The following is a 14311-nucleotide window of genomic DNA, read 5'->3' on the forward strand; positions in this document are numbered from 1 at the left end:
GATGATTTTAGGAGGTGCGTTTGTATGCAAACAATCACAATTAAATCAGTGTTGGAGCGTCATCCTGATGATTGGCTACAGGCGTTTCAAGATTCACCAAAGGATCGTGCATTTTATGAGGAAACAGCACAACAAGTTAGTTTTAGTAGGATTGCTGTTCGTGTATTAGGTGTACCAATCGAAGAAGATGATTATTTCAATTCGTTATTTACATTGTCACAAAACGCTAATATCCATATTTTAAGTGAAGAATTAAATAAGCATATTGAACAAAAGGATTTTCAAGCCATACAAACAATTTTATCGCAGCATCAACAAACGCCAAAAGGGCTATCTATTAATCGTCTAGTGGCGATGATGTATGGTCATCAGTTAATACCAAAGCATGATGATGGTGTTATGAATCGCCATTTACAATTAGCGACCATTAAAGTAGTAGAACTATTTCAACAACAACAATCGTTAGGTCTGCTAGCAAATGATTTTCGCCGATTTTTAATTGATATGGTGAAGTGGCTAAAAAACCATTGGATTATATGGACAAAATCCATGAAACCGACTGATGATTTTCCTAAAGTTGTTTGGTATGGGGAAGCCACTATAAGTCAGCGTTATTTCTTATTACTATTAATGGAGCTTGGCTGTGACGTCTTAATTTTCCATCCAGCTAAAATAGATGAATTGGCAGAGATTGACCCTACCGATACATTCTCTATCACGTACGCATATGCTAATCAAACAACTTTACAGCCATTTCCTGATAAGCTTCGTGATCGGCAGGCAACGGTAGGTTATCGCTCTAGTCAGCATTTTGAACAATTAATGCATGATCAACAATCAGGTGTCTATAAGCCTTGGCAGTTCAAAGATTTTATGCCACGTTCATTAACATTACGGATGACATATGATGATATTTTTATTTATGCAAAAGAGAAGGCTTTGGTTCGACCGCAGTTTGAAGTGATTGGAGATGAGGTAGTCATCCCAGTCATATTTGCAAAAATTAGTGGTGTTTCAAGCCAAAGAGAAGAATACTGGCAACAAATGCATCAATTACTGGCAAGTTCGCAAACCGTTTTTGTACAGGAATTTCCTTATGCAGCAACAAGCAGAGCCAATTTTCATTTTCATTATAAGCATTGTTTAGTGAATGGGGAGCTGTCAGTAGAGCGTATTATGCAAAGTGATTGGTGGCAATATGGTGAGTTAACATTGGAGCTACAGCGTGCAATCGCCCACACGATAAAAACTTCCTGCGAGCAGCCCATGTTGAAACAACAGCCAAATGAGACTTTATATGATTTACAGTTATTTTTATTCAAACAAATGACGATGATTCCTCAGGATATCCTGCGATTAATGCAAAGCTTTGATTATTCACAAGATGTACCCAAACTGGTATTATATCAAGCACCTCAGCAACCAGCTTTATCACGTGAGGACATGGCATTATTGGCATTTTTAAATCGTTTTGGTATGGATATTATATTTTATAATCCGACAGGCCAACTTGACTTAGAAAAGCATTTGCAAGAGGATACATTCGATGTACATCGTTTAGAACATATGCTATTTGACTTGCCCTATGAAGAACCAAAACAGCAAAAAACTGCACCCGATAAAATCATTAAAAAACTCTTTAATCGTTTTTTCTAATGGCAGGAAGGAGGCGGCACGAATGTCAAATATCTCGAAGACGTTGGAGCAGCTGACCTTAGAAACCGCTGACACCGTCAAAGAACAGTTGCGAGACCATGCAGAGGTACAGCAAATGGCCAATCGAATCAATATAAAAAATCAGTTAGAACTATTGGCGCTGGGGAAAGAGCCAGCGACAAAATTAGCTACATTTGCAGATCAGATTTTAGCTATTATTACCCGCTCAACTTCCTTCGAATCAAATGAATTATTTAAGCAGCTTGAAGCCTTAATGCAGACATTCGATAAAAAAGATTTTACTGAGCAAAAGGGCTTTTTTAAAAAGCTATTTGCACGTAAAACTAAAAATGATGAAGATTTATTTGCCAAATACAATGTACTGGGTAGAGATATTGAGAAAATTCATTATCATTTTGTGTTGATGGAAGAGGAATTAGCGAAGGATAATCGAATACTTGCACGATTATATAACGAGGACTTGATGTACTATCTTGAACTAGAAAAATATATCGTAGCTACTGATATAAAATTACATGAAGTACAAACAACATTGATTCCGATGTATGAAAAGCAGAGCGAGGCTGGTAATCAGGTGGCGAAAATGGAGCTGAATAGTTTGCAAGCAATTGCTGAAATGCTCCGACAAAAAATAGATGAATTAGAAAAATCACGTATGGTCGCCATTTTAACAGCTCCGCAAATCGAAATGCTACGTCATGGCAATAGTGAACTGATGGAACAAATTAATGGCGCTTTTGTTAAGACCATCCCTGTTTTTAAAATGGGATTAATGAATGCAGTGAATGATAGGCGACAACAATTACAAAATCAATCTGCATCAGCCTTTGAAAATCGTCTGAAGCAATTCGGAGGAGCTAGCGATGAAGCGGTGCAATTAAGCACTGCTATGGCTCAGCAATCAGGCCCAACACAGAGCCTTGAAGAAATGTGGGACATTATTGTTTCAGGTATTGAAAATTATCAGCATTTACGTGATGAGCAAACGGTAAAACGTCAGCAAGCAGAGCAACAGCTGCTAACATTGCGAAACTAACACCCTTCCTCTAAAGTAGGTCACTACTTGGAGGATTTTTTTGTATAGTAAAAGCGACAGATTAATCTTGATTTAGCGGGTGTTCAAACTCCCTTGATTTAAGATCATCTGTCGCTTAAAACGCTAGTTAAATAAATTCTTCTTCAAATTCTACATTGATTTCATGTCCATGATGACTTTGATAGGATACGATGAGTGTATCTAGATGCTCTAGATTTTCCTCATAATCTAAAATACGCGATAGTATATAAAGTAGGTGATAGCTAGAAAATTCCATATCGCCTTCTTCACGAGCAAAGTTGACTTGCTTGATGAAAATTTCCATCAGTTCATTGCGTTGGACATAGTCGATGCTTTTACTCCACTGTGAATGCTCAGGCTTTAATTTCCCTGTATATTTCAAGAGCAATTGTTCATGGTATGTTAATAAGGAATCAAGTCGCTCCTGTATCATCAAGTGAAATTGTGTAGGTAGCTGCGCCAATTCGTTTTCATGCTTATGCAAACGCTGTAGTAATTCTAAGCTTTTTTTGGAAGTTAAAATCATTTGACGATAGACTACAAGTTTACGTGCTTTCACATACTTTTTATTTTTGAAGTAATTACGTTCTTCCTTGAATAAATCATACAGCGTATCCACGCGCAACATACGGCTTTTAAATTTACTTAATGCTCCCTTTGTGGATGTATGCTCAGAAGCCTGACGTACAGCAAGTCGTGTCCAACGAATAATATCGTCCTGTAAAATATAGATTTTACGGAATAGCTTTACCTCGTATTTCGGTGGTAGGAAAACAAGGTTAACAACAAATGCTGCTAACACTCCAACTAATATAGTAACAAAGCGTATCAATCCAAACGTTAAGAAGTCATCGCCTTGAAATTCCATAATAGCCACAACTGACACCAACGCCAACGAAAGCGATTTTTCAAGTTTAAACTTCAACATTAAACCAATAGCTATTATGACGGCTATGCCAATGGCAACAACATGATGGCCAAAGAGTAAGCCAAACATAACGGCGATAGTCGCACCTATAATATTTGCCTGCACTTGCTCTACAATAGTTTGATATGAACGATAAATAGAAGGCTGAATCGCAAAAATGGCTGCAATTCCAGCAAAAACAGGTGAAGGGAGCTTTAATAATTCTGCGATAAACAGTGCTAAGACAATAGCGACACCAGTTTTAAATACACGGGCACCTAATTTCATAAAGATGTCCTTTCTGTCTAATATTTTTTAGTTTCTTTACATTATAGAAGGAAGTGCACATAAAATACATAGATTTGTATGCTTGAATATGAAAAAGGCGACTTTTACTAACAAGTCGCCTTTGTATTGTCACATGCTTACAATTGAGAAAACGCAGTATCTACGGCTTTAATAGTTTCAAGAATATCTGCTTCCGTATGCTCAGTTGTTAAGAACCACGCTTCATATTTAGAAGGAGCTAGATTGATACCTTGCTCAAGCATCAATTTAAAGAAACGACCAAAGATTTCACCGTCAGAGTTTTCAGCTTGGTCGTAGTTTTCTACTTTCACATCTGTAAAGTAAATCGTTAGTGCCCCTTTGAGGCGATTTAATGTGATGGTTACGCCATGCTTCTTGGCAGCAGCTAAAATACCCTCTTCTAGAATTCCACCTAATCGATCCATTTCATCGTAAATACCTGGTGTTTGTAGCACTTCTAGGCAGGCAATCCCTGCTTGCATAGAGGCAGGGTTTCCAGCCATCGTACCTGCTTGATATGCAGGGCCGAGGGGGGCAACTGTATCCATAATTTCTTTACGACCACCGTATGCTCCGATTGGTAAGCCACCGCCAATAACTTTACCCAGTGCTGTTAGATCAGGTGTTAGACCGAGTAAATTTTGAGCACCACCATAGTGGAAGCGGAAGGCTGTGATGACTTCATCGTAAATCGTTAAAGCACCTTTTTCTTTTGCTGTCGCATGTACTAATTCAAGGAAACCTGGGTTTGGTTCCACAATACCGAAGTTGCCTACGATTGGTTCAATTAAGATCGCTGCAATTTCCTCGCCCCATTTATTCATAGCTTCTGTAAAGGCTTCAGGGCTATTGAAAGGTACCGTAATAACTTCTTCAGCAGTCGAAGTTGTTACACCTGCTGAATCAGGCGTTCCTAATGTAGCTGGGCCAGAACCGGCAGCTACTAATACTAAATCGAAGTGACCGTGGTAGCAACCAGCAAATTTCATGATTTTTGTTCGGCCTGTATAGGCGCGTGCAACACGAATAGTTGTCATAACAGCCTCAGTACCAGAGTTGTTAAAACGCACTTTGTCCATAGATGGGATGGCTTCTTTTAGCATTTTTGCGAAAGTAACCTCATATTCAGTTGGCGTTCCAAACAATGTACCATTTTCAGCTGCATGTGTAATGGCCTTTGCAATATGAGGATGGCCATGACCAGTAACGATTGGTCCATATGCTGCTAGATAGTCGATATAACGATTGCCATCTACATCCCAAAAATAAGCGCCTTTTCCTCGAGCCATTGCCACAGGAGAACCGCCACCTACTGCTTTATATGAACGAGAAGGGCTGTTTACACCACCCACGATATGCTGTATAGCCTCTGCATGTATTGCTTCAGATTTTGCGTGATTCATAGAATTGCCTCCTAACTTTTTATACGTAATCTATTGTAGACCTATCGTTGTAAGAAATCCAAAGAAATTAAGGAATATGACTTGATTTGTTACTTAGAGTAAAATAGAACCTACAGAGGAGGAGATTGTTATGACTTTACTAGAAGGACAAAAGGCGCCAGATTTTTTTCTAATGAATGAAAAGGGAGAAATGGTGCAGTTAGCTAATTTGAAAGGACAGAATGTTATTTTATACTTCTATCCCAAAGATATGACACCAGGCTGCACGACGGAGGCTTGTGATTTTCGTGATAAGTTCGAGGACTTCAGTCATTTAAATGCTGTTGTTCTAGGTGTTAGTCCAGATAACGCAAACAAACATACAAAATTTATTGATAAGCATGGTTTACCGTTTTCATTATTAGTTGATGACGATCATACCGTTGCTGAAGCATATGGTGTGTGGGTTTTAAAGAAAATGTATGGACGTGAATATATGGGCATAGAGCGTTCAACGTTTTTAATTGATACTGAGGGTAAGCTTGTAAAAGCTTGGCGTAAAGTACGTGTAAAAAATCATATTGAAGAAGTGTATACCTATTTAGCAGATCAGGAGGCAGCAAAGTGAAAATCTATTTTACATTTGAACCTAGACCAGATTTACGAGAGCCGTTATTAGCAGAATTTCCACAGGTTGATTTTATCTTCAAAAGTGGCTTATCGAATGAAGTTCTTCAACAAGCGGATGTTTTAGTTACATATGGTGAAGATTTAACAGAAGAAAGTATCCAATATGCGACAAAGCTAAAATGGATTTTCGTTGCCTCAGCAGGTATAGAAAAAATGCCAGCTCAAGCGATTATTGAACGTGGGATTTTAGTTTCGAATGTCCGTGGTATTCATAAAACACCAATGGCTGAATCGATGCTTGCCCATATTTTAGCGATTAAACGTGCGTTACCTTGGATGTATGAGCAGCAAAAGAAAAGTGAATGGTCGAAAAAAGCGCAGCAAACGGAATTACGAGATAGTACGGCGCTTATTTTAGGCCCAGGAGCGATTGGTTCAGAAGTTGGGCGTTTATTGCAGGCTTTTGGTGTGACGACGATTGGTTGCAACCGCTCTGGAAAAGAAGCGGCGTATATGGATACGATGATTAGCTTTGCTCAATTAAAAGAGGCCTTACCTAATGCGGATATCGTTATTTCGGTGTTACCAAAAACAAAAGAAACGACCCATTTATTAAAAGAAGAGCATTTTGCTGCTATGAAAAATAGCGCCATCTTCATGAATTTTGGTCGAGGCAATTTAGTGGGAGAAAAGGTACTCATTCAAGCAATCAAAAAAGAGCAAATTGGTTACGCCGTTTTAGATGTCTTTGAAGAAGAGCCTCTGTCAACGGACAATCCATTATGGACGTTACCGAATGTCATTGTATCACCACATGTATCTAGCCATTCTTCTCGTTATGTTGAACGAAGCTTAGAAATTTTCAAGCCAAGCCTAACAAAATGGCTGAAGGGTGACACGGATTTAGAAAATACGATGGATTTATCTAGAGGATATTAAGGGCCAGCCATTGATTTATTGAGAATAAGCAATGTGTGATTGTTGACGAAGTAGTGCGAATTGGATACACTATTTATAACAATTATAAATTAATAATACTTATGGAAGAGGTGCATGACGATGTCTGCAACGCATTTACAGGATGCACTGGACACGTTAAAAACAACTGGTGTTCGTATTACTCCTCAGCGTCATGCTATTTTGGAATATCTTATTCAATCAATGGCACATCCTACTGCCGATGAAATTTATAAAGCACTTGAGGGAAAGTTCCCTAATATGAGTGTAGCGACTGTCTATAACAACCTGCGCGTATTTCGTGAAGTGGGTCTTGTGAAAGAACTGACTTATGGAGATGCTTCAAGTCGCTTTGATTTCGTGACAAATGACCATTACCATATGATTTGTGAATGCTGTGGTAAGATCGTCGATTTCCATTATCCAGGACTCGACGAAATAGAGCATTTTGCATCACAGGTAACTGGTTTTGATGTGCACTCGCATCGTTTAGAGATATACGGCACTTGTCCATCATGTAAAGTTGCTACTGCTAAAGTACAATAAAAATCCTAGCTCTTACAAGGGCTAGGATTTTTTTGTTTTATTATTATAGGATTGATCGAACTCTTTACCTTCTAAAGTTGGATCAAGCGTTAGTGGTTCATTACAGTACATGCACATATCAACACGCCCTAAAACCTTTGTATGTTTATGACAATTAGGACATTCCACTTGAATAGCTCTTGTTGAAAGCAACCCGATCCAAGCATATACGACTGTGCTACCGATAATACATAAAACACCTAATGACATGAAAATTAAAACTAATATCGGGCTATTTTTAAAGAAAATTCCTCCGTACATGACAATAAAACCGAAGAAGATTAGTGCTAATGCGAATGAACGAATTTTATTAATTTTACTTTTGTAAGGTTTCATATTTCATCTTGCCTCCCAATCTAAAATCTACTATAACATATAAGGGCGAAGTATTTTAGCTTTGAGATGAATGAAAGAAGGAATACTTTTAGAGTATGTCGAATTTTTAACGGAACAAGAGAACCTATATGAATAAAGGGGGGCTGAACATGGAGCAGGTATTGCGTCCAATCTACCAAGAACGTGCGAGTCAGTCGAATACATTAGGCGTAATTTTAGTGGAGAAGCGTGAGGAACATAGTAACGTTACAGATACATTTGATACAGTTTTATTAATTATCGTAAAAGAAGCAGAGCAGCCAGTCTTTTCGAAACATTACTTATATGAAGGAAATAAAGTAGCTCTACATACAGTTACAGAGAAGTTAATACGAAAATGGTTGCTCATCGGTTCTAATAAGAAGGTAGTCGATTGGATTTTCTTTGGAAGGGTGTTATTTGATCGTAATGAATTTTTGCATAAATTAAAAATAGAATTGCAAGAATTCCCGTATAGCGGTCGTAAAATTAAAACAGGCATCCAATTCTCAAAGTTAATTCGCAGATATCTGGAGGGGAAAGAATACTTCGATAAAGGAAGTTACTTGGATGCTTATAATCACGTAGTCGATTCATTACATCATTTGGGTCGTCTTTCTATTATAGATAGCGGACTATACCCTGAAGTTACTGTTTGGGCACAAGTGAAAAAAATAGAGCCTGCTATCTACAAGCTGTATGAAGAGCTAGTGACGAGTAATGAGCCAATAGAAAAGCGCTTAGAATTATTGTTTTTAGCAAGTGAGTTTTTAATTCATTCTCGTACACGTGATGGTGCACAGCATATATTAGAAGTTATGCAAACGAAAGACATGTGGACGATTCAGGAATTGCATGACCATCATGAGCTCATGAATTACTCAGTTGATTTAGAAGTGTTTGTCGAATATTTAGTGGATAAAGGCTATATTCAAATAGAACCAATTGCTGCAAAAAATGAGATGATATTTCACCGTCATTACAAGGTCAATAAAGAGGCACTAGAAATGGGGCAATGACTGTAGTATGCTTGTAATCGAGGTATTTAAAAATACCTCGATATTTTTTTAGAAAAGTAGTTGACGAATGATATCTTGGTATTGTATTATATTAATTGTCGCTAAGACATAACGAAATGCTCGATGAAAAACACAAAAAACTTTTTCAAAAAAGTAGTTGACATGATTTGAGCGAGATGTTAATATTAAGAAGTCGCTGAAAAACGACTTGAATAATGAACCTTGAAAACTGAACAAGCAAAACGTAATCAATAAAGTTTTTAGTAACTAACTTCGGTTAATGAACGAAACAAAATTTTGGACATCAAAATGATGCCAGCAAAACAATTTGAGCTATTCAAATTTCTTTTATGGAGAGTTTGATCCTGGCTCAGGACGAACGCTGGCGGCGTGCCTAATACATGCAAGTCGAGCGAACAGAGAAGGAGCTTGCTCCTTTGACGTTAGCGGCGGACGGGTGAGTAACACGTGGGCAACCTACCTTATAGTTTGGGATAACTCCGGGAAACCGGGGCTAATACCGAATAATCTGTTTCACCTCATGGTGAAACACTGAAAGACGGTTTCGGCTGTCGCTATAGGATGGGCCCGCGGCGCATTAGCTAGTTGGTGAGGTAACGGCTCACCAAGGCGACGATGCGTAGCCGACCTGAGAGGGTGATCGGCCACACTGGGACTGAGACACGGCCCAGACTCCTACGGGAGGCAGCAGTAGGGAATCTTCCACAATGGGCGAAAGCCTGATGGAGCAACGCCGCGTGAGTGAAGAAGGATTTCGGTTCGTAAAACTCTGTTGTAAGGGAAGAACAAGTACAGTAGTAACTGGCTGTACCTTGACGGTACCTTATTAGAAAGCCACGGCTAACTACGTGCCAGCAGCCGCGGTAATACGTAGGTGGCAAGCGTTGTCCGGAATTATTGGGCGTAAAGCGCGCGCAGGTGGTTTCTTAAGTCTGATGTGAAAGCCCACGGCTCAACCGTGGAGGGTCATTGGAAACTGGGAGACTTGAGTGCAGAAGAGGATAGTGGAATTCCAAGTGTAGCGGTGAAATGCGTAGAGATTTGGAGGAACACCAGTGGCGAAGGCGACTATCTGGTCTGTAACTGACACTGAGGCGCGAAAGCGTGGGGAGCAAACAGGATTAGATACCCTGGTAGTCCACGCCGTAAACGATGAGTGCTAAGTGTTAGGGGGTTTCCGCCCCTTAGTGCTGCAGCTAACGCATTAAGCACTCCGCCTGGGGAGTACGGTCGCAAGACTGAAACTCAAAGGAATTGACGGGGGCCCGCACAAGCGGTGGAGCATGTGGTTTAATTCGAAGCAACGCGAAGAACCTTACCAGGTCTTGACATCCCGTTGACCACTGTAGAGATATAGTTTCCCCTTCGGGGGCAACGGTGACAGGTGGTGCATGGTTGTCGTCAGCTCGTGTCGTGAGATGTTGGGTTAAGTCCCGCAACGAGCGCAACCCTTGATCTTAGTTGCCATCATTTAGTTGGGCACTCTAAGGTGACTGCCGGTGACAAACCGGAGGAAGGTGGGGATGACGTCAAATCATCATGCCCCTTATGACCTGGGCTACACACGTGCTACAATGGACGATACAAACGGTTGCCAACTCGCGAGAGGGAGCTAATCCGATAAAGTCGTTCTCAGTTCGGATTGTAGGCTGCAACTCGCCTACATGAAGCCGGAATCGCTAGTAATCGCGGATCAGCATGCCGCGGTGAATACGTTCCCGGGCCTTGTACACACCGCCCGTCACACCACGAGAGTTTGTAACACCCGAAGTCGGTGAGGTAACCTTTTGGAGCCAGCCGCCGAAGGTGGGATAGATGATTGGGGTGAAGTCGTAACAAGGTAGCCGTATCGGAAGGTGCGGCTGGATCACCTCCTTTCTAAGGATTATTTCGGAATACAAACCTAGGGTTTGTAAGATTACGTTTTGCGTTCAGTTTTGAAGGTTCATTCTTCTTGAATGAATTACTTCTAATTATGTGCTCCTGTCGCTACGCTTTCGTCGCAAAGCTGCGAGATGTAGAAGCAGGCAGTAGCTTTGTTCTTTGAAAACTGGATAAAACGACATTGAAATTGTAACAAACACATTTATTTTTTAAGTTTTTTTATAGGCTTAATAACATTAGAAGGTTTCAAGACACGAGCAGTTCTAGGAAGCAATCGAGTGAATGAAGGAGCGTACTTGAGTACGTGACTGATTGAACGAGTGAAGCTGACAACGAAATGTGATGTGTATTGAAAGCCGTTAGGTTAAGTTATTAAGGGCGCACGGCGAATGCCTTGGCACTAGGAGCCGAAGAAGGACGGCACTAACACCGATATGCTTCGGGGAGCTGTAAGTGAGCTTTGATCCGGAGATTTCCGAATGGGGGAACCCACTACGTTTAATCGCGTAGTATCTTGACGTGAATACATAGCGTCTTGAAGGCAGACCCAGGGAACTGAAACATCTAAGTACCTGGAGGAAGAGAAAGAAAAATCGATTCCCTGAGTAGCGGCGAGCGAAACGGGAAGAGCCCAAACCAAGAGGCTTGCCTCTTGGGGTTGTAGGACACTCAATACGGAGTTACAAAAGAGCGAGTTAGATGAAGCGACTTGGAAAGGTCCGCCAGAGCAGGTAAAAGCCCTGTAGTCGAAAGTTCGTTCTCTCCTGAGTGGATCCTGAGTACGGCGGAACACGTGAAATTCCGTCGGAATCCGGGAGGACCATCTCCCAAGGCTAAATACTACCTAGTGACCGATAGTGAACCAGTACCGTGAGGGAAAGGTGAAAAGCACCCCGGAAGGGGAGTGAAAGAGATCCTGAAACCGTGTGCCTACAAGTAGTTAGAGCCCGTTAATGGGTGATAGCGTGCCTTTTGTAGAATGAACCGGCGAGTTACGATTACGTGCGAGGTTAAGCTTTAGAAGGCGGAGCCGCAGCGAAAGCGAGTCTGAATAGGGCGAAATAGTACGTGGTCGTAGACCCGAAACCAGGTGATCTACCCATGTCCAGGGTGAAGGTAAGGTAACACTTACTGGAGGCCCGAACCCACGCACGTTGAAAAGTGCGGGGATGAGGTGTGGGTAGCGGAGAAATTCCAATCGAACTTGGAGATAGCTGGTTCTCTCCGAAATAGCTTTAGGGCTAGCCTCGTGATGAGAATACTGGAGGTAGAGCACTGTTTGGACTAGGGGGCCATCCCGGTTTACCGAATTCAGACAAACTCCGAATGCCAGATATTTATACACGGGAGTCAGACTGCGAGTGATAAGATCCGTAGTCAAAAGGGAAACAGCCCAGACCACCAGCTAAGGTCCCAAAGTAATCGTTAAGTGGAAAAGGATGTGGCGTTGCACAGACAACCAGGATGTTGGCTTAGAAGCAGCCATCATTTAAAGAGTGCGTAATAGCTCACTGGTCGAGTGACGCTGCGCCGAAAATGTATCGGGGCTAAACGATTCACCGAAGCTGTGGATTGACATCTACGATGTCAGTGGTAGGAGAGCGTTCTAAGTGCGTTGAAGTCAGACCGGAAGGACTGGTGGAGCGCTTAGAAGTGAGAATGCCGGTATGAGTAGCGAAAGACGGGTGAGAATCCCGTCCACCGTATGACTAAGGTTTCCTGAGGAAGGCTCGTCCGCTCAGGGTTAGTCGGGACCTAAGCCGAGGCCGATAGGCGTAGGCGATGGACAACAGGTTGATATTCCTGTACCACCTCCTCACCGTTTGAGAAATGGGGGGACGCAGTAGGATAGGGTAAGCGCGCTGTTGGTTATGCGCGTCCAAGCAGTAAGGCGTGTGTGTAGGCAAATCCGCACACTGTAACGTTGAGCTGTGATGGCGAGTCCGTATGGACGAAGTTCCTGATTTCACACTGCCAAGAAAAGCCTCTATCGAGGTGAGAGGTGCCCGTACCGCAAACCGACACAGGTAGTCGAGGAGAGAATCCTAAGGTGTGCGAGAGAACTCTCGTTAAGGAACTCGGCAAAATGACCCCGTAACTTCGGGAGAAGGGGTGCTCTTGAGCGTGCAAGCGCATGAGAGCCGCAGTGAATAGGCCCAGGCGACTGTTTAGCAAAAACACAGGTCTCTGCAAAACCGTAAGGTGACGTATAGGGGCTGACGCCTGCCCGGTGCTGGAAGGTTAAGAGGAGTGGTTAGCGCAAGCGAAGCTGCGAATTGAAGCCCCAGTAAACGGCGGCCGTAACTATAACGGTCCTAAGGTAGCGAAATTCCTTGTCGGGTAAGTTCCGACCCGCACGAAAGGCGTAACGATCTGGGCACTGTCTCAACGAGAGACTCGGTGAAATTATAGTACCTGTGAAGATGCAGGTTACCCGCGACAGGACGGAAAGACCCCGTGGAGCTTTACTGTAGCCTGATATTGAATTTTGGTACAACTTGTACAGGATAGGTAGGAGCCAGAGATCTCGGAGCGCCAGCTTCGAAGGAGGCGTCGGTGGGATACTACCCTGGTTGTATTGAAATTCTAACCCATGCCCCTTAGCGGGGCAGGAGACAGTGTCAGGCGGACAGTTTGACTGGGGCGGTCGCCTCCTAAAAGGTAACGGAGGCGCCCAAAGGTTCCCTCAGAATGGTTGGAAATCATTCGTAGAGTGTAAAGGCACAAGGGAGCTTGACTGCGAGACCTACAAGTCGAGCAGGGTCGAAAGACGGGCTTAGTGATCCGGTGGTTCCGCATGGAAGGGCCATCGCTCAACGGATAAAAGCTACCCCGGGGATAACAGGCTTATCTCCCCCAAGAGTCCACATCGACGGGGAGGTTTGGCACCTCGATGTCGGCTCATCGCATCCTGGGGCTGTAGTCGGTCCCAAGGGTTGGGCTGTTCGCCCATTAAAGCGGTACGCGAGCTGGGTTCAGAACGTCGTGAGACAGTTCGGTCCCTATCCGTCGTGGGCGTAGGAAATTTGAGAGGAGCTGTCCTTAGTACGAGAGGACCGGGATGGACACACCGCTGGTGTACCAGTTGTCTTGCCAAAGGCATCGCTGGGTAGCTATGTGTGGACGGGATAAGTGCTGAAAGCATCTAAGCATGAAGCCCCCCTCAAGATGAGATTTCCCATTACGCAAGTAAGTAAGATCCCTCAAAGACGATGAGGTAGATAGGTTCGAGGTGGAAGTGTGGTGACACATGGAGCTGACGAATACTAATCGATCGAGGACTTAACCAAAATGTTTGAACCATTCAATGTACGTTTATCCAGTTTTGAAAGAATAAAAAATATTATAATATACTTGTAATTTTGATAAAATATGTTATAATAAGTATTGTCTTTCAAATAGTCTAGTGATGATGGCAAAGAGGTCACACCCGTTCCCATACCGAACACGGAAGTTAAGCTCTTTAGCGCCGATGGTAGTTGGGGGCTTCCCCCTGTGAGAGTAGGACGTCGCTAGGCTATATACTAAA

Annotated in this window: 9 protein-coding genes and 3 rRNA genes; 9 read left to right on the forward strand and 3 right to left on the reverse strand. The window is 42.5% G+C overall.

Features of this window, described 5'->3' with window-relative positions; genetic code table 11:
• Nucleotides 1–24: 24 nt before the first annotated feature.
• Together CRI88_RS18685 and CRI88_RS18690 are read left to right on the forward strand one after the other, a co-directional pair.
• Complete coding sequence (locus CRI88_RS18685) at nt 25–1656, forward strand: YceG family protein (RefSeq protein WP_058844617.1); 1632 nt, start codon at nt 25–27, stop codon at nt 1654–1656.
• Nucleotides 1657–1678: 22 nt separating this feature from the next.
• Nucleotides 1679–2713, forward strand: coding sequence for a toxic anion resistance protein (locus tag CRI88_RS18690; RefSeq protein ID WP_058844616.1), 1035 nt, complete (start codon nt 1679–1681; stop codon nt 2711–2713).
• Nucleotides 2714–2840: 127 nt separating this feature from the next.
• Here the strand turns inward: CRI88_RS18690 and CRI88_RS18695 are convergent, their stop codons facing one another.
• Nucleotides 2841–3929 carry an FUSC family protein gene (locus CRI88_RS18695; protein ID WP_036122179.1) on the reverse strand — a complete coding sequence of 363 codons (1089 nt, stop codon included), beginning with the start codon at nt 3927–3929 and terminating at the stop codon, nt 2841–2843.
• A 137-nt stretch (nt 3930–4066) separates the two neighbouring features.
• Complete coding sequence (locus CRI88_RS18700) at nt 4067–5353, reverse strand: glutamate-1-semialdehyde 2,1-aminomutase (protein WP_036122177.1); 1287 nt, start codon at nt 5351–5353, stop codon at nt 4067–4069.
• 130 nt (nt 5354–5483) lie between these two features.
• Here CRI88_RS18700 and bcp point away from each other — a divergent pair, with 130 nt between their 5' ends.
• The 3 genes from bcp (at nt 5484) to perR (ending at nt 7465) form a co-directional block, all read left to right on the forward strand.
• Nucleotides 5484–5960: a thioredoxin-dependent thiol peroxidase gene (gene bcp / locus CRI88_RS18705; protein WP_058844615.1), complete on the forward strand. Its 477-nt coding sequence runs from the start codon at nt 5484–5486 to the stop codon at nt 5958–5960.
• Nucleotides 5957–6901: a D-2-hydroxyacid dehydrogenase gene (locus CRI88_RS18710; RefSeq protein WP_036122172.1), complete on the forward strand. Its 945-nt coding sequence runs from the start codon at nt 5957–5959 to the stop codon at nt 6899–6901. The genes bcp and CRI88_RS18710 overlap by 4 nt, the downstream gene beginning before the upstream one ends.
• 120 nt (nt 6902–7021) lie before the next feature.
• Complete coding sequence (perR, locus tag CRI88_RS18715) at nt 7022–7465, forward strand: peroxide-responsive transcriptional repressor PerR (protein ID WP_004230508.1); 444 nt, start codon at nt 7022–7024, stop codon at nt 7463–7465.
• Between the two features lie 21 nt (nt 7466–7486).
• Here perR and CRI88_RS18720 read toward each other — a convergent pair whose 3' ends face one another.
• Entirely contained in the window at nt 7487–7840 is a 354-nt protein-coding gene (locus CRI88_RS18720) for a YgzB family protein (protein WP_004230509.1), read from the reverse strand.
• A 149-nt stretch (nt 7841–7989) separates the two neighbouring features.
• On the opposite strand from CRI88_RS18720, the gene CRI88_RS18725 reads away from it, so the two are divergent.
• From CRI88_RS18725 to rrf, 4 genes are all read left to right on the forward strand, one after another.
• Nucleotides 7990–8877 carry a nucleotidyltransferase-like protein gene (locus tag CRI88_RS18725; RefSeq protein WP_036122165.1) on the forward strand — a complete coding sequence of 296 codons (888 nt, stop codon included), beginning with the start codon at nt 7990–7992 and terminating at the stop codon, nt 8875–8877.
• A gap of 347 nt (nt 8878–9224) precedes the next feature.
• Nucleotides 9225–10776 (forward strand): 16S ribosomal RNA (locus CRI88_RS18730).
• 368 nt (nt 10777–11144) lie between these two features.
• A 23S ribosomal RNA gene (locus CRI88_RS18735) occupies nt 11145–14072 on the forward strand.
• Nucleotides 14073–14184: 112 nt separating this feature from the next.
• Nucleotides 14185–14300: ribosomal RNA gene (rrf, locus tag CRI88_RS18740) — 5S ribosomal RNA — on the forward strand.
• The 16S, 23S and 5S rRNA genes sit together here, the layout of an rRNA operon.
• Nucleotides 14301–14311 lie beyond the last annotated feature (11 nt).

Source organism: Lysinibacillus fusiformis (assembly GCF_002845985.1).
In the GTDB taxonomy this organism is placed as follows: Bacteria; Bacillota; Bacilli; order Bacillales_A; family Planococcaceae; genus Lysinibacillus; species Lysinibacillus fusiformis_D.

Bases quoted from the DNA above. Each gene is read 5' to 3' on its own strand.
- CRI88_RS18685 (WP_058844617.1), top strand. From the start codon at position 25: ATGCAAACAATCACAATTAAATCAGTGTTGGAGCGTCATCCTGATGAT.
- CRI88_RS18690 (WP_058844616.1), top strand. From the start codon at position 1,679: ATGTCAAATATCTCGAAGACGTTGGAGCAGCTGACCTTAGAAACCGCT.
- CRI88_RS18695 (WP_036122179.1), bottom strand. From the start codon at position 3,929: ATGAAATTAGGTGCCCGTGTATTTAAAACTGGTGTCGCTATTGTCTTA.
- CRI88_RS18700 (WP_036122177.1), bottom strand. From the start codon at position 5,353: ATGAATCACGCAAAATCTGAAGCAATACATGCAGAGGCTATACAGCAT.
- bcp (WP_058844615.1), top strand. From the start codon at position 5,484: ATGACTTTACTAGAAGGACAAAAGGCGCCAGATTTTTTTCTAATGAAT.
- perR (WP_004230508.1), top strand. From the start codon at position 7,022: ATGTCTGCAACGCATTTACAGGATGCACTGGACACGTTAAAAACAACT.
- CRI88_RS18720 (WP_004230509.1), bottom strand. From the start codon at position 7,840: ATGAAACCTTACAAAAGTAAAATTAATAAAATTCGTTCATTCGCATTA.
- CRI88_RS18725 (WP_036122165.1), top strand. From the start codon at position 7,990: ATGGAGCAGGTATTGCGTCCAATCTACCAAGAACGTGCGAGTCAGTCG.